The following is a 19,125-nucleotide window of genomic DNA, read 5'->3' as shown; positions in this document are numbered from 1 at the left end:
AAAAGGTGTGTGATGACCGTAAGAAGCCCAGCAGTGGCCGCTGTTCTGCTCGTGGGCGGCCGCCATCCCGCGGCTGCCCGGGCCGCCCGCCGAGCGGGGCTGCGCGTCCATTACCTGGGCGCGCGGGACGGGGCGCCCGGTTGGCTCGAGGGCGAGGCGGACGCGGTGACGCTTCTCGACACCCCGGACGCGGAGTCGGTCATGGCCGCGGCGCGGGACATCCACGCGACGCAGCCGTTCGACGTGGCGATCTCCATGAGCGATGCGTACGTCGAGGCCGTCGCCGTCGTCAACGAACGGCTGGGCCTGACCGCCAACACCCCACGGACGGCCAGGACCGTCAACGACAAGGCGCTCATGCGCGAGGTCCTGCGCGGCTCCGGGGTGGCCTCGGTGGCGGCGGCGCGTGTCACCACCGGAGAGCAGGCGAGGCGGTTCCCCGCCGAGGCCGGTTACCCGTTCGTTCTCAAGCCCGTCGACGGATCGGGCAGCCGCGGTGTGACGCTGGTGCAGGACGAGGAGAGCCTCGCCGACGCCGTGGCACACACCGTCGGGTCCGAGTCCGGGACGTGGATCGCGGAGGAGTACCTGAGGGGACCCGAGTTCAGCGTCGAGACGTTCTCCGCCGGCGGCGAGCACCATCTCCTAGCGGTGACCGAGAAGTTCAAGGGCACCAACTTCGTCGAGGTCGGACACCTGGTTCCCGCTCGCATCGCCGCGGAGACGGTGCGCGCCCTGGTCGACGAGGCCATCGCCTGCCTCGACGCGGTGGGGTTGCTGGAGGGCCCTGCCCACACCGAGGTGATCCTCACGGACAAGGGGCCCCGGGTGGTGGAGACCCACGCCCGACCCGGCGGTGACGGCATCGTCGAACTGGTGCGGCTGGCCACCGGACTCGACGCCCAGCAGCTCACCTTCGACTGGCTCGCGGGCCGCCCGCTGGACCTGGACGGGGCGCGGCACGAGATACGTGCCGCCGCGACGTGGTTCCTCACCTCGCCCCCGGGAACAGTGGCCGACGTCGGCGGTCTGCGGGAGGCGCTCACCGAGGAGGGCGTGACCGAGGCGTACCTCGCCGTGGCGCCGGGCGACGTCATCGGCGAACTGCGCAGCTCCTCGGACCGCGTGGGCGCCGTCATCGCCGCGGCCGACACCCCGGACGCGGCGCTGGACCGGGCGCGCGAGGCAGCCGGCCGCCTCCGGGTCGGCGTCACCTCCGAGACCGCACCCGCCTCATGACGGGAGGTCTCGCACGCTACCGGCGGCTGCTGTCCGGGCCGCGCATGGTGACCTGTGGCACGGCCGCGCTGGCGAGCAAGCTCCAGGGTTCGATGTTCTCGCTGAGCCTGCTGTTCACCGTCGCGGACGGCCGCTCGTACGCCACCGCCGGCGCCGTGGCGGCCGTCTCGGCGCTCGGTGGCATCGCCGCCCCGGCCCGCGGACGGCTGCTGGACCGGAAGCGCTACGCCCCGGTGCTCTGGGGCGTACTCGCCCTGCACGCCGCGCTGGTGGCCCTGATCGTGGCCAACGAGGTGCTGCACGGCCCGCTGCTGCTCACGTTCGCGGCGGCGCTCGGTGCCAATGTCGCCGCGCCTCCCGTCGGCGTGGTGACCCGCGTCATGTGGCGGTTCGTCACTTCCGAGGACGAACGGTCGACGGCTCTCGCGCTGGACGCGGTGCTGGCCGACGCGGGTTTCATCGTGGGGCCGGTCCTGGTCGGCGTGATCAGTTCGCTGCTGGCTCCGTCGGCGGCCATGGTGGCCTGCGTGCTGGTGAGCACCCTGGCGACGCTGTTGCTGCTGCGCGCCCTGGCCGGCCGTGAGCCCCTCAAGTCCGAGCCCGGCGAGCGGAGTTGGAAGGGCGCTCTCGACAGCGTGCCGTTGCGGATGATTCTCGGCTGCGCGGTGTTCTTCTCGGCGACCGTGGGCGGAGTGGAGGTGATCCTCGCCTCGCACGGTGGCGAACTGATGGGCAGTGTGCTCGTCAGCGTGCTGTCGGTCGGCAGCATCACGGGCGGTCTCGCCGTCGGAGCCCTGTCCCCCGAGCGCGCGGCACGGGTCGGCCGGCTGTCACTGCTGCTCGTGTACCTGTGCGTGGCGTCGGCCCTTCTCGCGTTCGTGGGCGACGGCCATGCCGTGGCGACCGTGGTCCTGGCAGCGGCCGTGGGCATGGCCTTCGGTCCGTGCTTCGTGGCGCTGTACGGGCAGACCGCGGATCTCGCACCGGCCGGTACGGCGGCCGAGACCCAGGCGTGGGCGGGTGCGGCCCTGCAGGGCGGCACGGCCCTCGGTCAGGCCGCGGGCGCGTACGCGTACGGCAGGTGGGGCTTCGGCGCGGGCATGACCCTCGTTCCCGTCTTCGCCCTCCTGGGCGCTGCCTTGGCCCTCGTCACCGAACGGTTCTCTCTCGCCGCCGTGACCGAGTGACCTCCGGCGCCGACCCCGGCGCTGCGCCTGTCCGCACCTCACCGACGAAGGGCCTACGCCGACCGGCACTCCGCGAGCCGCTTCTCCAGGAACCTCCGCTCCGCCGCGTTCTCCACCAGTTCGAGCGCCCTCTCGTACGCCGCGGCGGCCTCCGTCGTGCGGCCGCCGCGGCGCAGCAGGTCCGCGCGGGTGGCGGGCAGCAGGTGGTACGCGTCCAGTTCACCCTCCTCCTCCAGTTCGGCGACGAGGGCGAGCCCGGCGTCGGGACCTTCGGACATGCCCACGGCGACCGCTCGGTTGAGCCGGACGACGGCGGAGGGCACGAAGCGCCTGAGCTCGCCGTAGAGGGCCGCGATGTCGGCCCAGTCGGTCTCCTCGGCCATGGCGGCGGTGGTGTGGCAGGCGGCGATCGCCGCCTGGATCTGGTACGGGCCGGGACGCCCGCGGCGCAGGGCGGTCTCCAGCAGTGCGGCGCCCTCGTCCGCCTCGGACGTGTCCCACGCGGTCCGGTCCTGGTCCTCCAGGGTGACCAGGCCGCCCGCCGCGTCGACGCGCGTGCCGCGCCGGGCGTCGTGCAGCAGCAACAGCGCTAGCAGGCCGAGGACTTCGGGCTCGTCGGGCATCAGGCGGGCCAGGACGCGGGCGAGCCGGATCGCCTCGGCGCAGAGGTTCGTGCGCACCAGATCGGCGCCGGCCGTGGCGGCGTACCCCTCGTTGAAGAGCAGGTAGAGCACGCCGAGGACGCCCGTGGTGCGTTCGGGCAGGAGGTGCGCGGGCGGTACGCGGTACGGGATGCCCGCGTTGCGGATCTTCCGTTTGGCGCGCACGATCCGCTGCGCCATCGTCGCCTCGGGGACGAGGAAGGCGCGCGCGATCTCGGGCGTGGTCAGCCCGGCGAGGGTGCGCAGCGTGAGCGCCACCCGGGCCTCGATGGGCAGCGCCGGGTGGCAGCAGGTGAAGATCAGCCGCAGCCGGTCGTCACGCACTCCGCTCTCGTGGTCGAATTCCGGGTCGTACGGGCCGTAGGGGTCGTACGGCTCCTCGTCGCGCGCCAGCACCGCCACCTCCCGCAGCTTCCGCGCACCGACCGCCTCCCGGCGCAGCACGTCCAGGGCGCGGTTGCGCGCGGTCGTGGTCAGCCAGGCGCCGGGGCGGCGCGGTACTCCGTCGCGCCGCCACCGGTCGAGGGCCTGGGCGAAGGCGTCCTGCGCGCACTCCTCGGCGAGGTCCCAGTCGCCGGTCACCCGGATCAGGGTGGCGACGACCTGGCCCCACTCCTCGTGGAACGCGGCGGCGACCGCCTCCTCGACGTCGTCGTTCACTCCCAGACCGGCCGCACCTCCACCGAACCGCCGTCCAGCGCCGCCGGATGCCGGGACGCGAGTGCGACGGCCTCGTCGAGGTCGGCGACCTCGATGATGCCGATGCCCGCGACGTACTCCTTCGATTCGACGAACGGGCCGTCGCTGAGCAGGACTTCGTCGCCCTGGACCCGGACGGTGGTGGCGTCGGTGGACGGCCTCAGCCGGGCGCCGCCCTTCAAGAGGTCGCGGTCGCGCACCTCTTGGACGTACGAGGTGAACCGGGGGTCGTCGACGATCTCCTCGGGACCGAGCTCCTCGCCGCCGACGGGGGTGCAGAGGAACAGGACGTACTTCACGGCCGGCCCTCCTCTGTTCCCGGGATGTCTGCGGCGAGGGGCACCGACGTGTGCTGGTGGACGATCTGCCAGCGGTCGCCGGCCGCGCGGTAGCCCGTGGTGACGCGTGCGGTGGTGTCCAGCCTGCCGCCGTCGGCGCGCGTGGCGCGCGTCCGTACCAGGGCGTGGCTGAAGGCGACGCTCTCGTCGACCCGGAGCCGGAAGTCGAGCACCTCGCGTTCGACGGGGCCGGCCAGCGTCGAGAACCGCAGTTCCGCCGCCTTGCGCAGGGCGCCGACGCCGCTCTGTTCCAGGCCGCTCACGGGGTGGAACACCTCGACGTCCGGGGCGTAGCAGGCCATCGCACGGTCGATGTCGCGCTCACGGGCGGCCTCGGTGAGCTCCGCGTCGAGGCGGCGGATCTCCGTCCTGGCGTCCTCGTCGTCCCAGAACGCGCGGACCTCCATGGCGCCGATGGCCGCGACCGGGTGTTGCGCGGCGGCCTCGATCGCCTCCTCCATGTCGGCGCAGTCGAGGATGTCGAAGCCGGCGACGTACTCCTTCGTCTCGGCGAACGGGCCGTCGGTGCGCAGCACCTCGCCGTCGCGCACCCGGACGGTGACCGCGTCGGCGGGCGGCCGGAGCCGGTGGCCGTGCAGTCGTACTCCGCGCTCGGCGCCCAGCTCCTCGACCCAGGGTTCGACGGGTGCCATGCCGGAGGCGTCGGCGGTGTCGTCCCCGCAGACCAGCAGCATGTACTTCATGGTTCCTCCCGGTACTCATGAGCTTCCTACACCCCACCGACGAACGGCGTCGCGGCGAATCGACAGGCCTCGCCCGATTTTTCGCGTCCTCGTGTCCGGACGGTGTGCGCGGCGTCAGAGGCGGGAGGCTCCGGGCCGGACGGGAAGGGCCCGGACGCTGTTGCCCACGAAGCTGGCGTGCCGGGTGAGCTCCGCCTCGGACACGGCGAGGTCGAGATCGGGGAAGCGGGTGAACAGCCGCTCCAGGGCGATCGTGGCCTCCATCCGGGCGAGCGGGGCGCCGAGGCAGTAGTGGGCGCCGTGCCCGAGGGAGAGGTTCCGGACGGCGCCGGGACGCCCGGAACGGGTGATGTCGAAGCGGTCGGCGTCCGGCCCGTGCGCCGCGCTGTCGCGCCCCGCGGCCGAGTAGCCGGCGAGGACGGGCGTGCCCTGGGGAATGACGGTCCCGTCGACGGTCAGGTCCCGCACCGGGTAGCGGAACGGGAAGTAGCTGACGGGCGCGTCCCAGCGCAACGTCTCCTCCACGACGTCCGCCCAGCTCGACTCGCCCTTCTGGACCGACTCCAGCTGGTCCCGGTGCCCGCACAACGCCCGTACGGCGTTGGTGATCAGGTTCAGTGTGGTCTCGTGACCGGCGATGATCATGAGAACCAGGGTGCCGATGAGCTCCTGCTGGCTGAGCCGGTCGCCCTCCTCGTCCCGGGCGGCGATCAGCGCGCTGGTGAGGTCGTCGCCGGGGTTCTCGGCGCGGGCGGTCGCGACGGCGCTCAGCACGGCGACCAGTTCGCGGTTCGCGGCGACGGCCTGCTCGGGGCCGATGTCGGTGGCGACGACCTGGTTCGACAGATGGTGGAGCCGGTCGAGGTACTCGGCGTCGACCCCGAGGAGTTCACCGATGACGCCCATCGGGAGCGGGAGCGCGAAGTGCCTGCGCAGATCCGCCACTCCCCCGTCGTCCTCCGCCGCCGCGTGCAGACCGTCGAGCAGTCCGGACGTCAACTCCTCGATACGAGGGCGTAGTTGCTCAACCCGCCGCACGGTGAACGCCTTGCTGACGAGGGATCGTAGCCGCCGGTGGTCATCCCCGTCGGCGGTCGTCATCCCCTGCACGGTGGCGAAGGTCATCAGGGGCCAGCCGGCGGCTATCCGCCCCTCGCGCAGGGCCGTGAAGTGCTCGGCCCCCTTGGCGACATCCGGGTGCGCCAGGAAGTCCTTCAACGCGTCGTGCCCGAGCACCGCGACGCCTTCCACCGCACCGGGCAGCAGCACCGTCGCGACGGCGCCCCGCGCGAGCAACCGCTGGTTGTCGGCGTGCGGGCAGCCGCCCGCGGGGTCCATGCGGTGCGGCGTGACGGGCGAGGTGTCCACCGGGTTCTCCTTGCTGCTGGGCCGAGTTGACGTCCGTACGACGATCGATTCTGCCTGCTCAGAGCAGCGTGCGCAGCAGCTCGGCGAAGACCCTTCGGGTGGGTCGGGTTGCCGCTGAGAGCCGGATCACAGCCGAACCGGGCCCATCAGTGGTACTGTCGTGTCAGCACTCGTGTACGCCTCTTCGTTCAGGCGCCGGTGCCAGTTCCTTTCTCTCCCGCTGTCACGCCGTCGATTCCGACCGGCGGACCAGCTTCTCAGCACCACCTCCCGAGCACGGCCGGGGATCAGTCCCGTCGTACCCGAGGTGATGTTCCCGCCGCACCGAGGCGCGCCCCGTGCCCTCCCTTCGCGGCCTCTCCCCCTCCTTTCCGCATGTCCCATGCATTCCCGTCCGTGAGAGGACATCCCATGACCACCACACTCGAACGCCCCCCTGTACAGCAGCGGCCCCAGACCCAGGTCGCCCGCGGTGTCCTCGACATCGACGGCAACGGGAAGGGGCACCTGCGCTCCGCGAACTGCCTGCCCTCGCCCACCGACCTCCAGGTCTCCCCCGCGCTGATCCGCCGTCACGGCCTGCGCAAGGGCGACACCGTGGAAGGTGTGCGCGGCGGGCCCCGGACCCTCACCGAGGTCGAGCGGATCAACGGCCGCGCACCCGAAGAGCTGCGCCGCCGCCCGCACTTCGGCGACCTCACCCCGCTGCACCCGCGTGACCGGCTCCGGCTGGAACACCCTGCGAGCGGACTGACCGGACGCGTCGTCGACCTGGTCTCCCCGGTCGGCAAGGGACAGCGCGGCCTGATCGTCGCCCCGCCCAAGACCGGCAAGACGGTACTGCTCCAGCAGATCGCCGCCGCCGTGGCCGGCAACCACCCCGAATGCCATCTGATGGTGCTGCTGCTCGACGAGCGGCCCGAGGAGGTCACCGACATGCGGCGCTCCGTGCGCGGCGAGGTCTTCGCCTCCACCTTCGACCAGACGCCGAAGCAGCACATCGCGCTCGCCGAACTCGTCATCGAGCGGGCCAAGCGGCTCGTCGAGGCAGGCGAGGACGTCGTGATCCTGCTCGACTCCCTCACCCGGCTGTGCCGGGCGCACAACAACGCGGCCGCCGCCGGCGGGCGCACCCTCAGCGGCGGTGTCGACGCCGCAGCGCTCCAGGGCCCCAAGCGGCTCTTCGGCGCGGCGCGCCTCGCCGAGGAGGGCGGCTCGCTCACCATCCTCGCCACCGCCTTGGTGGAGACCGGCTCCCGAGCCGACGACTTCTTCTTCGAGGAGCTCAAGGGCACCGGCAACATGGAGCTCCGTCTCGACCGGACCCTGGCCTCCCGGCGTGTCTTCCCCGCGGTCGACATCACCCCTTCCGGCACCCGCCGTGAGGAACTCCTCCTGCCCACAGCCGAGTTGGCGACGGTACGAGGACTGCGCCGCGCCCTGCGGACGCGGGACGGGCAGGCCAGCCTGGAAACGCTCCTGGAGCGACTGCGCGCCACCCCGGACAACGCCGCCTTCCTGCGCCAGGTTCAGCCCACCCTGCCCTCCTGACCGACCGCGTCTGTGGCATCCGGGTGCTCGATGCCGCCACTCGGCCCGGCCAGCCCGGCGTGTCGCGAGTCCCTTCCTACGTTTGCGGTATGACCATCGGATTCTCATTCCGGGCCGCCGCTTCTCGCTCCGCGGTCACGCGCGCCGCCCTCTCCTGCTCCGTCGTCTGCGTGGTCGGTGTGCTGGCCGTCGCGCCGAGCCCGGCCGCCGCGCTCGCCGGTGCGGACCCTGCGGCGCCCGGCCCCGCCGCGTCGCCGCACTCGTCGCTCTACCGGCCAGGAACGCAGGTACGGCCCCGGGCCGATGCCCCCGAGGTCCCCGAGGACATCTCCGCGCTGTCGTGGCTGGTGGCCGACGCCGGCACCGGGGACGTGCTCGCCGCGCACAACGCCCACCGCAGGCTGCCGCCCGCCAGCACCCTCAAGACCCTGTTCGCCCTCACCGTCCTCCCGGCGCTGCCCAGCGGCATCCGGCACACCGTCAAGGACGAGGAACTGGAGGGCATCGGCGCGGGCAGCAGCCTGGTCGGCGTCGCCGAGGGACACACCTACCGCGTGTCGGACCTGTGGCGCGGTGTCTTCCTCAACTCCGGCAACGACGCCGTGCACGTGCTCGCCGCGATGAACGGCGGCTGGACGAGCACCGCCGTCCAGATGCAGGCCAAGGCCCGCGCTCTCGGCGCCCGCGACACCCACGTCGTCTCACCGGACGGGTACGACACACCTGGCCAGGTGTCGTCGGCGTACGACCTGGCGGTCTTCGGACGGACCGGGCTGCGCAACCCGGACTTCGCACGGTACTGCGCCACCGCCGAGGCGATGTTCCCCGGCGACGACGGCTCCTCGTACGGGATCCAGAACACCAACCGGCTGCTGACCGGCGCGAACGGCGTGGAACCGTACCCGGGTCTGATCGGTGTCAAGAACGGCTACACCACCAACGCGGGCAACACCCTGGTCGCCGCCGCGCGGCGCGGCGGGCGCACGCTCGTCGTCACGGTGATGAACCCTCAGGCGGGCGGCGGCGTCACCGTGTACGAGGAGGCGCGCTCGCTGCTGGACTGGGGCTTCGAGGCGGCCGGCCGTGTCGATCCCGTGGGAACACTGCTCGACACACACGCCGTTCCGGCGGCCGGTCCCTCCGCCCCGGCAGGTTCCGCCACCCGGGCCGGTTCCGCCGCGCGGCCCGGCCTCAGCGCACGGCCCGGTTCCGCCGCACCGCCCGTCACCACCGCACAGCCCGCGGCCGCCGCGCTCCCGGACGGCGAGGGGCTCGACTGGTCCGACGCGGCCGAGATCGCGGGCGCCGCGGGTCTGGGTGCTGCGAGCGTCGCTCTCGCCCTGCGGATCAAGTCAGCCCGGGCCCCGCGCGGCTGACCGGCGGGCAGCCACAGCAGCAGCCCGAGCGTCACCCACGTATAGACGTTGCTGCCCAGGAATCCGTCGAGGCCCGACGCGTCGTCGAACCACAGCCACACCACGCTGCTGCACAGCACCGCGTACAGAACCGCCGCGACCCCCAACCGGCGCCTGTGCAGCAGCACGGCGAACGACGGCAGCAACCAGACGAGATGGTGCACCCAGGTGATCGGGCTGACGAGACAGGCGGCCAGGCCCGTGAGGGCGAACGCCGCGGTCCAGTCGTCGTCGGCCAGGGCCCGCGAGGTCCGCCGGGCCCAGACGCACAGGACCAGCAGGGCGACCGTCGCCCACAGGGCCCGGCTCGGATCCTCCGGGGCCACGAGCCGGGCCAGCACTCCCTGCAACGACTGGTTGGAGACATAGTCCAGGCGACCGATGCGAGTCGTGTCCCACAGCGCGTCGGTCCAGTAGAAGCGTGAGGCGTCCGGCGCCGCCCAGGCCGCCAGCGCGGTGGCCGCGGCGGCGACGGCCGTCGCGACCCCGGCGGCGCGCCGACGGCGGCCGAGCAGCAGCAGCACGATGAACAGCGCCGGGGTGAGCTTGATCGCCGCGGCGAGGCCGATACCCACGCCGGCCCAGCGGCCCCGCCCGCCGGCCAGCAGCCAGGCGTCGCTCAGCACCAGGGCGAGCAGCACCAGGTTGACCTGGCCGAAGCTGAAGGTGTCGCGGACCGGTTCGAGCAGGGCCAGCAGACAGGCCGCCAGGGCGAAACCGAACCAGCCGTAGCGGCGCAGCGCGGGTCCGACCAGGATCCCCACCACACAGGCCAGCGCGGCGAGGTTGATCACCAGCGCGATGGCGATCGCCGTGCGCAGCCCGACCAGTGCCATGGGCAGCATGCCGAGGGCCGCGAACGGCGGGTAGGTGAAGCCGTACGTCGTTCCCGGCATCCGGTAGTCGTAGATACTGCCGCCGTGGTGGACCCAGGTGTCCACCGCCCCGTAGTACACACGCAGGTCGAACCAGTCGCGCAGCAGCGGCACGGTGGCCGTGAACACGCCGACGACGACGGCCAGTCCGAGGACGAGGACAAGGCGCCGGCGATCGGTGCTCAGCACCGCCGCCAGGCCGCTCGGACCCCGCATGCCGTTCCCCGCCTTCACTCCCGCAGTCCCCTTCGACCCGCTCGACCCGCTCGGACCCGTCCCACGCTTCGGGTCTCCCGTCATGCCGTCCGCTCCAGTACCGGTGCGTTCGGCTGCGCCGCCTGGTGGGCCTGCCAGAGCACGACGAGGGCGAGCACTCCCCCGGAGACGGCGAGGATCACCTGCTCGACGTCCGCCGGTGCCCCGCTCGGCAGCACCGCGAGGGCGAGCACCGCGCTGGCGGCGGCGACCCTGCCCCGTACCGAACCGGTGGGGGCCGCCGCCGCGATCAGGAACAGGCCCCACAGCGCGTACCAGGGCCGGATCGCCGGACCGAGCACCGCCACCGCGGCCAGACTCAGGCCGAGCGCGTAGACCGGGTGCGGCCGCAGTCGCAGCCATATGAACAGCAGCAGGCCCACGGTCGCCACGAGTCCGGCCGCGTGCCAGGCGGGCATCGCGAGCGGCGCGAGCCCGCTGCCCAGCTTCTGCAGCAGGGCGCCGGTGGCACGGCCGAGGACGCTGGTGGGTGACCAGTTGTGCGGCGAGACGGGCGTCTTCAGGGCGGCTATCCAGCCGTACCCGGTACCGGCCACCGCCGTCGCGGCGACCGTCGTCGCGACCGCGACCACCGCGGTCGTCACCGTGGCCCTGGCGATCCCCCGGCGCCCCCGCCCGCGCCCGCGCAAAGCGACGACCGCCACCAGGCCGAGCACGGCGGGCGCCTTGACGAGTGCGGCGAGAGTGATCAGGACGACGCCCAGGACGGGCCATCGGCCGCGCGCGGCCACCAGGCCGACACCGAGCAGACCCAGCATGATGGCGTCGTTGTGGGCACCGGCCACCAGGTGGAGCAGGACGAGGGGGTTGAGGGCGCCCAGCCACAGCGCGGCGGCCGGATCGGCGCCGCTGTGCCGGGCGAGGCGGGGCAGCGCGGCCGCCATCAGGGCGACGCCGAGCAGGGCGACCATGCGCATGCCGAGCAGTCCGGTCGGTATCTCCCCGCGGGTCAGCGCCGACAGGCCGCGGGCCACGGCGAGGAAGACCGGGCCGTACGGCGTCGTCGTCTGCTGCCACACGGGCGCCACCTCGTCGGCGAGCGGGCCGCCGAGCTGCGCGGGTCCGTACGCGTACACGTCGATGTGGGCGTCGACCATGGCGCCCTGCGCGAGATAGCTGTAGACGTCCCGGCTGAACAGCGGTGGCGCGAGCAGCAGCGGCGCCGCCCAGGTGGCCAGAACGAGCAGCAGGGAACGCGGAGTCGGGGGTTCGGGCCCGCGTACGACGGTACCCAGCAGCGCCCAGGCCGCTATCAGCAGAACGACGCCGAAGTACACCCCGACCAGGCCCAGGACGGCACGCCCCGACTCGGGGGCGAGGAGGTCCCGCGCGGGCAGGGCCCCCGCGGTCTCGCCGCCCAGCGCGAGGAAGGCGGTACCGGCCAGGCCCAGAGCCTGGCAGCGGCGGAGATCGACGGGGAAAGCCATGGCCAACACTCCGCAAGCGTGTCAACGCCGGGTGGCCGGAAGGCGACGTGGTGCTCTCCTGGCGGGGTCAGGCGTGTGACCTCCATGTGGTGGGCACGAAATCCGGCGGTGCCGCGCCGCTCACACGGTCGGCGCGAGGCGCACGGACGACAGGGGACGACCATGGGGACGGTCGGCGATCGGGTCGGGTCGTACGCACGGGGCACGCCGGCGGTCGGGACAAAGTGGCTGTCCGCGTGTGGCTACGGTCGGCACCGATCCGTCGTCGGCGCGGGCAGGTGTTAGAAGACCGACACCCCGGTCAGGGTCGTGAAGCGGTCCAGGGCCGCGACACCCGCCACCGAGTTGCCGCGCTCGTCGAGGCCCGGGCTCCAGACGCACAGCGTGCAGCGGCCCGGCACCACGGCGATGATGCCGCCGCCCACCCCGCTCTTGCCCGGAAGCCCCACCCGGTAGGCGAAGTCGCCCGCGGCGTCGTACGTCCCGCACGTCAGCATGATCGCGTTGATCTGTTTGGCCTGGCTCTGGGTGAGCAGCCGGCCGCCGTCGGCGCGGATGCCGTGCCGGGCCAGGAAGCCGGTGGCAAGGGCGAGATCGGCGCAGGACGCCGCGATCGAGCACTGCAGGAAGTACTGGTCGAGCAGGACCGGCACCGGGTTGTCGATGTTGCCGTACGACGCCATGAAGTGGCCGAGTGCCGCGTTGCGGTCGCCGTTCGCGGTCTCCGAGGCGGCGATCTCCTTGTCGAAGGCGAGCTGCGCGTTGCCGCTCTCGGCCCGCAGGAACTCCAGCAGGGTGCCGGCCGCGTCCCCGGTCCGGGTCTGCAGCCGGTCGGTGACGACGAGGGCTCCCGCGTTGATGAACGGGTTGCGCGGGATGCCGTTCTCGTACTCCAGCTGGACCAGGGAGTTGAACGGGTTGCCGGAGGGCTCGCGCCCGACGTGTTCCCACAGTTCGTCGCCCTCGCGGGCCAGGTCGAGGGCGAGCGTGAAGACCTTGGTGATGGACTGCGTGGAGAACGGCTGCCGCCAGTCCCCCACGCCGTACACCGTGCCGTCGAGCTCCGCTACGGCCATGCCGAAACGGCGTGGGTCGCAGGCGGCCAGCGCCGGGATGTAGTCGGCGGGCCGCCCGCGTCCCGGCGTCTGCGCGACTTCGGTGGCGATGCGCTCCAGGACCGGCTGGAAGGTCAGGGAGGACGGATACGACGAATTCGCGGACATGATCACCATTGTGCCGCCCGTCCGGTCCCGCTGCTCACCGGTTCGGGTGGTCCCGGGAACTCGCCCGCGACGGTCCCCGGCCGCGGCCGCCTGGCGAACCGCCCGGGCGGCAACAGGCTCTCCCCCAGCACGAGTTCGGCCACCTCACGGCCGGGTGGCGAGGACGTCCGCGGTGCCTCCGACGTCCGCCGGACGCCCCGCGTCATGCGTAGGCGGGCCGGCTCAGCGGGTCGAGGGCGCGGGCGGGATGGACGCGGCCGACCACCGCGCCGCCCCCGAGGAGGGGCGCGCCCGCGAACTCGGCGAGGGCGGCCGGGTCGACCCCGGCCCGTGCCAGGGCGGCGGCGGCCACCGGGACACGCGCCCGGTCGGCGCCGTCGGCGATCTTCACGGCGACGGCGCGGCCGTCGGGCAGCGCCGCGACCTGCACGCCTTCGAAGCCGTCCTTGGCGATCAGCCCCGGCACGGCCCGCATCAGCGCGGCGACGTCGCGCCCGGATCCGGAGGCCATCTCGGCGTGCTCGCGCATCGCGTCGGCCACCCGGGCCTCGGGGGTGCCCGGCACGGCCGTGGCGATCCGTACGGCGGCGCGCGCGAGGCCGTGCAGCGAGACGGAGAACAGGGGTGCGCCGCAGCCGTCGACGGTGACCTGGGCGACCGCCTGTCCGGTGAGGTCCTCGACGGTCGCGGCGATCGCCTGCTGGAGCGGATGGGCCGGGTCGAGGTAGTCGTCGAGCGGCCAGTCGTTGAGGTGGGCGGTGTACAGCATGGCCGCGTGCTTGCCCGAGCAGTTCTGGGCGAGCCGGGAGGGCAGTCGGCCGTCGCGGATCCAGGTGTCGCGGACGACCGGGTCGAAGGGCAGGTCGGGGATGTTGCGCAGTCGGCCCTCGGGCAGCCCGGCCGACTCCAGGATGCGTCGGGTGCCGGCGAGATGCCGTTCCTCGCCGGAGTGGCTGGCCGCGGTGAGCGCGAGCAGTTCGCCGTCCAGCGGGAGGCCGGCGCGCAGCATCGCCACGGCCTGCACGGGCTTAAGCGCCGAGCGCGGGTAGAAGGCGGCCTCGATGTCGCCGATCTGGAGCTCCACGCCGCCGTCGGCGGCCAGGACGACGACCGAACCGTAGTGGATTCCCTCGATCACGCCACCGCGTACGAGATGGGCGACGGGCGCGTGGAGGGGTTCGCGGATCGCGGGGGCCGCCGCGGTGAGCGGACCGCCGTACGGCAAGGTCGGGTTCACGCGTCGGCCCCGACCCGTATCCGGGCGTACGGGCGGCACGCTCCGTACCGGTCCGCGGCCGGCGGCGCGACGATGGGCGCACGGCAGGGCCGGGTCGTCCGGCCCGCTCCGGCGGACACGGTCGCCAGGGACGCCAGGGACGCCATCGGGACGTCCGCTGCGGGCGTCCGGGAGGCCGGCGGCCTGTTCCGCGAGGGCGTCTGCGACGCCAGGGGTATGTCCTGCCGCGGGGAGTGCGTGCTCACGCCTCGGGTCCGCCTTTCGTGGGGGTGTCCGTGCGCCCGGGGCGCACGATGGAGGTGAGAGCGGTGTCCACGCGGTCGAGGTGGTGGGCCATGGCCTCGACCGCGTCGTGTTCGCTGCCGTCGACCAGCGCTTCGACGATCGCCCGGTGTTCCCGGTTCGACTGCTCGCGACGGCCGCCGAGTTCGTTCAGGAAGGCCGACTGACGTGCCAGCGCGTCCCGGATCTCCTCGATGACACGGCGGAAGACCGGGTTCTGGGAGGCTTCGGCGATGGCGATGTGGAAGACCGTGTCCATGGCGACCCACGCCGTGGTGTCGGTCTCCCGCTCCATCCGGTCGAGCAGATGGACGAGGTGGTCGAGGTTCTCCGGGGTGCGGCGCACGGCCGCGTAGCCGGCGACGGGGATCTCGACATGGCGCCGCACTTCGAGCAGGTCACCGGCCGCGTAGTCGCCGAAGGTGGGGTCCTCGACCGCGTCGGCGACCACGAAGGTGCCCTTCCCGGTGCGGGACACGGTCAGGCCCATCACCTGGAGGGCCCGCAGCGCCTCGCGCAGCACGGGGCGGCTGACCTCCAGACGGCGGCAGAGCTCCGCCTCGGAGGGGAGTTTGTCGCCGACGGCGTAGTCGCCGCGCTCGATGGCGTCGCGGAGGTGGGTGAGCACCGCTTCCATGGCGCTGACCCGCCGCGGTATCGCCCCACCTGTCTGGCTGTCTGACAGGTTCACGGATGCGATCCTCCGGGCGGCCGGAGGGGATGTCAAGCGGAGTGCGGGAAACGGGGACCCGGGGACCCGGGGAAAACACCGAGGGGGCGCGAAGCCCGGAAACCGGCTTCGCGCCCCCTCGGAGCGGCGCCCGCGCGCCCTCGGACCGGCTCGCACCGGCGCCCGGGGCGGGCGTCTCAGCTGTCGAGAACGCCCGCGCCCAGCAGCCCGAAGAGCGCCACGCCGATGATGATCCGGTAGATCACGAAGGCGTTGAAGGAGTGCTTGGCGACGAATTTCAGCAGCCAGGCGATCGAGCCGTAGGCGACCACGAATGACACCACGGTCCCGGCGATCAGCGGGGCGGCGCCCACACCGGTGCCCAGGGCGTCCTTCAGCTCGTACAGGCCCGCGCCGGTCAGCGCCGGGATGCCGAGGAAGAAGGAGAGCCGGGTGGCGGCGACGCGGTCCAGGTCGAGGATGAGGCCCGTCGACATGGTGGCACCGGAGCGCGAGAAGCCGGGGAAGAGCAGGGCGAGGATCTGGGAGCTGCCGACCAGCATCGCGTCCTTGAACGAGACGTCGTCCTCACCGCGCTTGTGACGGCCCATCTGGTCGGCCGCCCACATCACGCCACTGCCCGCGATCAACGAGCCCGCGACCACCCACAAGGAGGCCAGCGGACCCTCGATGAGCGGCTTGGCCGCGAGGCCCACGGCCACGATCGGGATCGTCGCGTAGATGACCCACCAGGCGAACTTGTAGTCGTGGCTGTGCCGCTCCTCCTTGTCGCGCAGCCCGCGCCCCCAGGCGGAGACGATCCGCACGATGTCCTTGAAGAAGTACACGAGCACGGCGGCGATCGCGCCGACCTGGATGACCGCGGAGAAGCCGACGACGGCGTCGTCGTCGACGGGGATTCCCATAAGGCCCTCGGTGATCTTGAGGTGGCCGGTCGAGGAGACGGGAAGGAATTCGGTCACCCCCTCGACGACTCCGAGGACGACGGCCTGACCGACGTTGATGACGCTCATGGGATCCAGTTCTGAGGAGTTGGTCGACAGTGCTGTAGACGGTGCAGGAGACAGTGTTACCTATGCGCGACGACGCCCGGCACCTACGTCCACAAAGCTTGCGCAAACGAGACCCCGGCGAACGCCGCGCCGAGGCCCGCCGGGACGCTCACGACCACGTTGGCGGCAGCGTAGAACCCCGCACCGGTCTCGGTCAGCCGCAGGGTCTCGTACGAGAACGTCGAGTACGTGGTCAGTGCCCCGCACAGACCGGTCCCGATCAGCAGCTGCAGGTGTTCGGACACCTGACCCGCCGAGGCGGCGCCGGTCAGCAGGCCAAGGACCAGGCACCCTGTCACATTGACGACGAGGGTGCCCCAGGGGAAGACCGTATCGTGCCTCAGCTGCACCGCCCGGTCCGTCAGATGGCGCAGGGGTGCGCCGACCGCGGCACCGATGATCACCAGCAGCCAGTTCACGACGACTTCTCACTCTTCCCAGGCGTTCCGCCACCGGCGGCGCCGGACGGGTCCTCAGGAGCACCGCCCCGTCCCACGTAGCGGATGACCTCGCAGTCGTCGAGGATCACCAGCCCCTCGGTGACGAGTTCGTCCAGCTCCGGCAGGAAAGCCCGTACGCGCTCCTCGGTGTCCACGACGATCACGGCCACCGGAAGGTCCTCGCTGAGCGAGAGCAGCCGCGAGGTGTGGATCAATGAGGAGGCGCCGAAACCCTCGATGCCCCGGAAGACGCTGGCACCCGCGAGGCCCGCCGCGTGGGCGCGGTGCACGATCTCCGCGTAGAGCGGCTTGCGGTGCCAGGTGTCGTTCTCGCCGATGAAGATCGTCACCCGCAGGGCGCCGCCCGTCAGCCTTGTCATCGCCGCCTCCATACCAGGGCGCGGCGGGCCGCCGTCACCCCGAGCCACACCGCCGCGAGTGCCGCGCACAGCGTCGCGGCGAGATAGCCGAGCCCGGTGCCCGGGTGGCCCGTGGCGACCAGTGTCCGGATGTCGACGGCGTACGTCGAGAAGGTGGTGAAGCCGCCGAGGACTCCGGTGCCGAAGAAGGGACGGACGAGGCGGTGCGCCGCCCATACGTCGGTGATCAGCACCATGAAGACGCCGATCACGGCGCAGCCCACGACGTTGATCGCGAACGTCGTCCAGGGGAAGGCGCCGGCCGGCGTGGGCCACAGCTGCCCCGCTCCGTAGCGGGCCGTGGCGCCGATGGCGCCGCCCAGCGAGACCATCGCGACGACCGGGCCCTGGCCGCGCCAGGGGGACGCCGTGCGCGCGGGAGCGCGCTCGGGAGTGCCGAATGCGTCGACGCGCTCAGGTCGCGGGACTGTCATGTACCTGGCACTCCTACTCGCCGGGCCGGTGCGGGCACACGGCATCGCAAGCAGGGACCGTCGGCGGCATCCGTGCCGCGGTTCGGGTACGGCGGGCCCCACCGCCGCGCCACGACGCAAGATCGCGGCCGGTGAACAGGGTACCGCCGGGGGTGCGGGACGCGCACCCGCGGACCGTCCCCCGACGGGCCCGGCGCGGCGGCTCAGTCGGTGGCGCCGGGCAGATCACAGACCGCCAGGCCTCGCTCCCAGATGCTTCCCAGGATCAGCCGGCCGTCGGCCTCACAGGCGCTCGTGACCATGCGGTACCGCGCACGGCGGCCTTCCATGTGGTGCAGGACACGGCCCGTGTCGTCGACGGCGAGGGCGCCCATCGTGCCCGGCGGACGGAAGGGGGCGCGTACGGCGAGCCGGGCCGCGGTGCGCCGGACGGCCGGGCCCCGGCGGTGCAGGAGTTCCAGGGCGCCGACGCGGGGCCCCGCCAGCGCCACCCAGATCGGACCGCCCGGGGCGCGCCAGAGGTTGTCCGGCTGGCCGGGGAGGTCGTCGAGGAAGGTCTCGGCGTGGCCCGCCCGGGGCCCGGTGAGCCAGTAACGGGTGAGGCGCGACAGGCCGGTCTCGGCGACGACGAGGAAGGACTCGTCGGCCGACGGGGCGATGCCATTGGCGAACTGCAGCCCCTCCAGGAGCACTTCGGGTTCCGTCTCCCCCGGTGCGAGCCGCAGCAGGCGACCGGTCCCGGTGTGCTCGACGAGATCGCCAATCCATTGCTTGAGGGGGTAGCTCCGGCTGGAGACCGTGAAGTACACGGTGCCGTCCGCGAGGGCGACCACGTTGCTGCAGAACCGCAGGGGCGCACCGGCGACCCGGTCGGCGAGGACGCGGACGACCCCGTCGTCGAGTCCGATCCGCAGCAGTCCGCGTTCGGCGTCGCAGACCAGCAGAGCATTGTCCGGCAGGAGTTCGAGGCCGAGTGGTCTGCCGCCCGTCTCGGCGACGACCCGGACGTTGCTGCGGACGGGATCGCCGAGCCCGTGGACGCGGATGATGCGGCCGTCCTCCAGGCCGGTCAGGACCCCGCCCCGGGCGTCGGCCACCACGTCCTCGGGGCCGCGGCCGCCGAGCGGCACGAGGTGCCGGGGCACGAGGGCGGTGGGCCCCTCGGCCGTCGTGGACCGGTGTCCCACGCGCCTACCAGCCCTTCTCGAAGAAGTGGCTGACCTCGGCGATGCGGTACTCGTCGCGGCGGTAGTAGGTCCGCCGCCCGACCTTCTTGGCACGGAGCAGACCGACCCTGGTGAGGAGGTCGAGGTGGGTGCGGGCCACGGCCCGGCTCACACCGAGCTTGTCGGCGAGGATCTCGGGGCTGACACCGTCCTCGACGAGGTCGCCGCGGCGCTGCCGGGGGAAGTGCGCGGCGGGGTCCCGCAACCACTCCAGGATGTCCAGCCGTTGCCCATTGGCGGGCCCCTTGAGCATCTCGTCCCCCTCCGTCGTGGCGTCTCCCGCTACTGTCCCGCAGCCCGGGGCGGCACGCACGGCCTTCCACGACCCTGGCCGGAGCCGAACGGCTCCGAAAACGCACGGGGCCCGGCCGCACCGGCGG

General features: G+C 72.7%; 18 protein-coding genes and 1 pseudogene. 4 read left to right on the top strand and 15 right to left on the bottom strand.

Annotated elements, in window-relative coordinates; translation table 11 throughout:
• Positions 1 to 33: 33 nt before the first annotated feature.
• Both ABZX90_RS40130 and ABZX90_RS40125 read left to right on the top strand, forming a co-directional pair.
• Positions 34 to 1,239, top strand: a complete 1,206-nt coding sequence (locus ABZX90_RS40130; RefSeq protein WP_355213304.1) for an ATP-grasp domain-containing protein — start codon at positions 34 to 36, stop codon at positions 1,237 to 1,239.
• Positions 1,236 to 2,426 (top strand): MFS transporter, encoded by a 1,191-nt coding sequence (locus ABZX90_RS40125; RefSeq protein ID WP_355213303.1) that lies wholly within the window; start codon positions 1,236 to 1,238, stop codon positions 2,424 to 2,426. Before ABZX90_RS40130 ends, ABZX90_RS40125 begins: the two co-directional genes overlap by 4 nt.
• 53 nt (positions 2,427 to 2,479) lie before the next feature.
• Here ABZX90_RS40125 and ABZX90_RS40120 read toward each other — a convergent pair whose 3' ends face one another.
• The 4 genes from ABZX90_RS40120 to ABZX90_RS40105 all read right to left on the bottom strand — a co-directional run bounded on the left by ABZX90_RS40120 (position 2,480) and on the right by ABZX90_RS40105 (position 6,197).
• Positions 2,480 to 3,748 (bottom strand): RNA polymerase sigma factor, encoded by a 1,269-nt coding sequence (locus tag ABZX90_RS40120; protein ID WP_355213302.1) that lies wholly within the window; start codon positions 3,746 to 3,748, stop codon positions 2,480 to 2,482.
• Complete coding sequence (locus tag ABZX90_RS40115) at positions 3,745 to 4,086, bottom strand: YciI family protein (protein ID WP_355213301.1); 342 nt, start codon at positions 4,084 to 4,086, stop codon at positions 3,745 to 3,747. The genes ABZX90_RS40120 and ABZX90_RS40115 overlap by 4 nt, the downstream gene beginning before the upstream one ends.
• Entirely contained in the window at positions 4,083 to 4,829 is a 747-nt protein-coding gene (locus tag ABZX90_RS40110; RefSeq protein WP_355213300.1) for a nuclear transport factor 2 family protein, read from the bottom strand. The genes ABZX90_RS40115 and ABZX90_RS40110 overlap by 4 nt, the downstream gene beginning before the upstream one ends.
• Positions 4,830 to 4,943: 114 nt before the next feature.
• Positions 4,944 to 6,197, bottom strand: a complete 1,254-nt coding sequence (locus tag ABZX90_RS40105) for a cytochrome P450 (protein ID WP_355213299.1) — start codon at positions 6,195 to 6,197, stop codon at positions 4,944 to 4,946.
• 411 nt (positions 6,198 to 6,608) lie between these two features.
• Here ABZX90_RS40105 and rho point away from each other — a divergent pair, with 411 nt between their 5' ends.
• A complete protein-coding gene (gene rho / locus ABZX90_RS40100; protein WP_355213298.1) occupies positions 6,609 to 7,748 on the top strand; it encodes a transcription termination factor Rho in 1,140 nt (379 codons plus the stop codon).
• Positions 7,749 to 7,837: 89 nt separating this feature from the next.
• Positions 7,838 to 8,746, top strand: a pseudogene (locus tag ABZX90_RS40095) (serine hydrolase); the annotation flags it as partial.
• A gap of 11 nt (positions 8,747 to 8,757) precedes the next feature.
• On the opposite strand, the gene ABZX90_RS40090 reads toward ABZX90_RS40095, so the two are convergent.
• The 11 genes from ABZX90_RS40090 to ABZX90_RS40040 all read right to left on the bottom strand — a co-directional run bounded on the left by ABZX90_RS40090 (position 8,758) and on the right by ABZX90_RS40040 (position 18,998).
• On the bottom strand, positions 8,758 to 10,254 hold the full coding sequence (locus ABZX90_RS40090) for a glycosyltransferase 87 family protein (protein ID WP_355213297.1): 1,497 nt from the start codon (positions 10,252 to 10,254) through the stop codon (positions 8,758 to 8,760).
• Positions 10,255 to 10,334: 80 nt separating this feature from the next.
• On the bottom strand, positions 10,335 to 11,741 hold the full coding sequence (mptB, locus tag ABZX90_RS40085; RefSeq protein ID WP_355213296.1) for a polyprenol phosphomannose-dependent alpha 1,6 mannosyltransferase MptB: 1,407 nt from the start codon (positions 11,739 to 11,741) through the stop codon (positions 10,335 to 10,337).
• Between the two features lie 281 nt (positions 11,742 to 12,022).
• Complete coding sequence (locus ABZX90_RS40080) at positions 12,023 to 12,973, bottom strand: glutaminase (protein ID WP_351132758.1); 951 nt, start codon at positions 12,971 to 12,973, stop codon at positions 12,023 to 12,025.
• A gap of 193 nt (positions 12,974 to 13,166) precedes the next feature.
• Positions 13,167 to 14,201, bottom strand: a complete 1,035-nt coding sequence (locus ABZX90_RS40075; RefSeq protein ID WP_355213295.1) for an asparaginase — start codon at positions 14,199 to 14,201, stop codon at positions 13,167 to 13,169.
• Positions 14,202 to 14,442: 241 nt separating this feature from the next.
• On the bottom strand, positions 14,443 to 15,120 hold the full coding sequence (locus ABZX90_RS40070) for a FadR/GntR family transcriptional regulator (RefSeq protein ID WP_355213315.1): 678 nt from the start codon (positions 15,118 to 15,120) through the stop codon (positions 14,443 to 14,445).
• Between the two features lie 230 nt (positions 15,121 to 15,350).
• Positions 15,351 to 16,187 (bottom strand): undecaprenyl-diphosphate phosphatase, encoded by an 837-nt coding sequence (locus ABZX90_RS40065; RefSeq protein ID WP_351132754.1) that lies wholly within the window; start codon positions 16,185 to 16,187, stop codon positions 15,351 to 15,353.
• Between the two features lie 83 nt (positions 16,188 to 16,270).
• The gene (gene crcB, locus ABZX90_RS40060; protein ID WP_355213294.1) at positions 16,271 to 16,645 is read right to left on the bottom strand and encodes a fluoride efflux transporter CrcB; all 375 of its coding nucleotides are present in this window, start codon (positions 16,643 to 16,645) and stop codon (positions 16,271 to 16,273) included.
• The gene (locus ABZX90_RS40055; RefSeq protein ID WP_351132750.1) at positions 16,642 to 17,046 is read right to left on the bottom strand and encodes a DUF190 domain-containing protein; all 405 of its coding nucleotides are present in this window, start codon (positions 17,044 to 17,046) and stop codon (positions 16,642 to 16,644) included. The genes crcB (ABZX90_RS40060) and ABZX90_RS40055 overlap by 4 nt, the downstream gene beginning before the upstream one ends.
• On the bottom strand, positions 17,043 to 17,519 hold the full coding sequence (gene crcB, locus ABZX90_RS40050; RefSeq protein ID WP_355213293.1) for a fluoride efflux transporter CrcB: 477 nt from the start codon (positions 17,517 to 17,519) through the stop codon (positions 17,043 to 17,045). The genes ABZX90_RS40055 and crcB (ABZX90_RS40050) overlap by 4 nt, the downstream gene beginning before the upstream one ends.
• A gap of 203 nt (positions 17,520 to 17,722) precedes the next feature.
• Positions 17,723 to 18,706, bottom strand: coding sequence for an SMP-30/gluconolactonase/LRE family protein (locus ABZX90_RS40045; protein WP_355213292.1), 984 nt, complete (start codon positions 18,704 to 18,706; stop codon positions 17,723 to 17,725).
• Between the two features lie 4 nt (positions 18,707 to 18,710).
• A complete protein-coding gene (locus ABZX90_RS40040) occupies positions 18,711 to 18,998 on the bottom strand; it encodes a helix-turn-helix domain-containing protein (RefSeq protein ID WP_351132744.1) in 288 nt (95 codons plus the stop codon).
• Positions 18,999 to 19,125 lie beyond the last annotated feature (127 nt).

It is taken from the genome of Streptomyces sp. NPDC002935 (assembly GCF_040611295.1).
Lineage (GTDB): Bacteria > Actinomycetota > Actinomycetes > Streptomycetales > Streptomycetaceae > Streptomyces.
This window is presented reverse-complemented; position numbering and strand designations above follow the sequence as displayed.

Excerpts from the sequence above, each read along its gene's own strand:
- ABZX90_RS40125 (WP_355213303.1), top strand. The coding sequence starts at position 1,236 with ATGACGGGAGGTCTCGCACGCTACCGGCGGCTGCTGTCCGGGCCGCGC.
- ABZX90_RS40110 (WP_355213300.1), bottom strand. The coding sequence starts at position 4,829 with ATGAAGTACATGCTGCTGGTCTGCGGGGACGACACCGCCGACGCCTCC.
- rho (WP_355213298.1), top strand. The coding sequence starts at position 6,609 with ATGACCACCACACTCGAACGCCCCCCTGTACAGCAGCGGCCCCAGACC.
- ABZX90_RS40090 (WP_355213297.1), bottom strand. The coding sequence starts at position 10,254 with ATGCGGGGTCCGAGCGGCCTGGCGGCGGTGCTGAGCACCGATCGCCGG.
- mptB (WP_355213296.1), bottom strand. The coding sequence starts at position 11,741 with ATGGCTTTCCCCGTCGATCTCCGCCGCTGCCAGGCTCTGGGCCTGGCC.
- ABZX90_RS40080 (WP_351132758.1), bottom strand. The coding sequence starts at position 12,973 with ATGGTGATCATGTCCGCGAATTCGTCGTATCCGTCCTCCCTGACCTTC.
- ABZX90_RS40070 (WP_355213315.1), bottom strand. The coding sequence starts at position 15,120 with ATGGAAGCGGTGCTCACCCACCTCCGCGACGCCATCGAGCGCGGCGAC.
- ABZX90_RS40065 (WP_351132754.1), bottom strand. The coding sequence starts at position 16,187 with ATGAGCGTCATCAACGTCGGTCAGGCCGTCGTCCTCGGAGTCGTCGAG.
- ABZX90_RS40055 (WP_351132750.1), bottom strand. The coding sequence starts at position 17,046 with ATGACAAGGCTGACGGGCGGCGCCCTGCGGGTGACGATCTTCATCGGC.
- crcB (WP_355213293.1), bottom strand. The coding sequence starts at position 17,519 with ATGACAGTCCCGCGACCTGAGCGCGTCGACGCATTCGGCACTCCCGAG.
- ABZX90_RS40040 (WP_351132744.1), bottom strand. The coding sequence starts at position 18,998 with ATGCTCAAGGGGCCCGCCAATGGGCAACGGCTGGACATCCTGGAGTGG.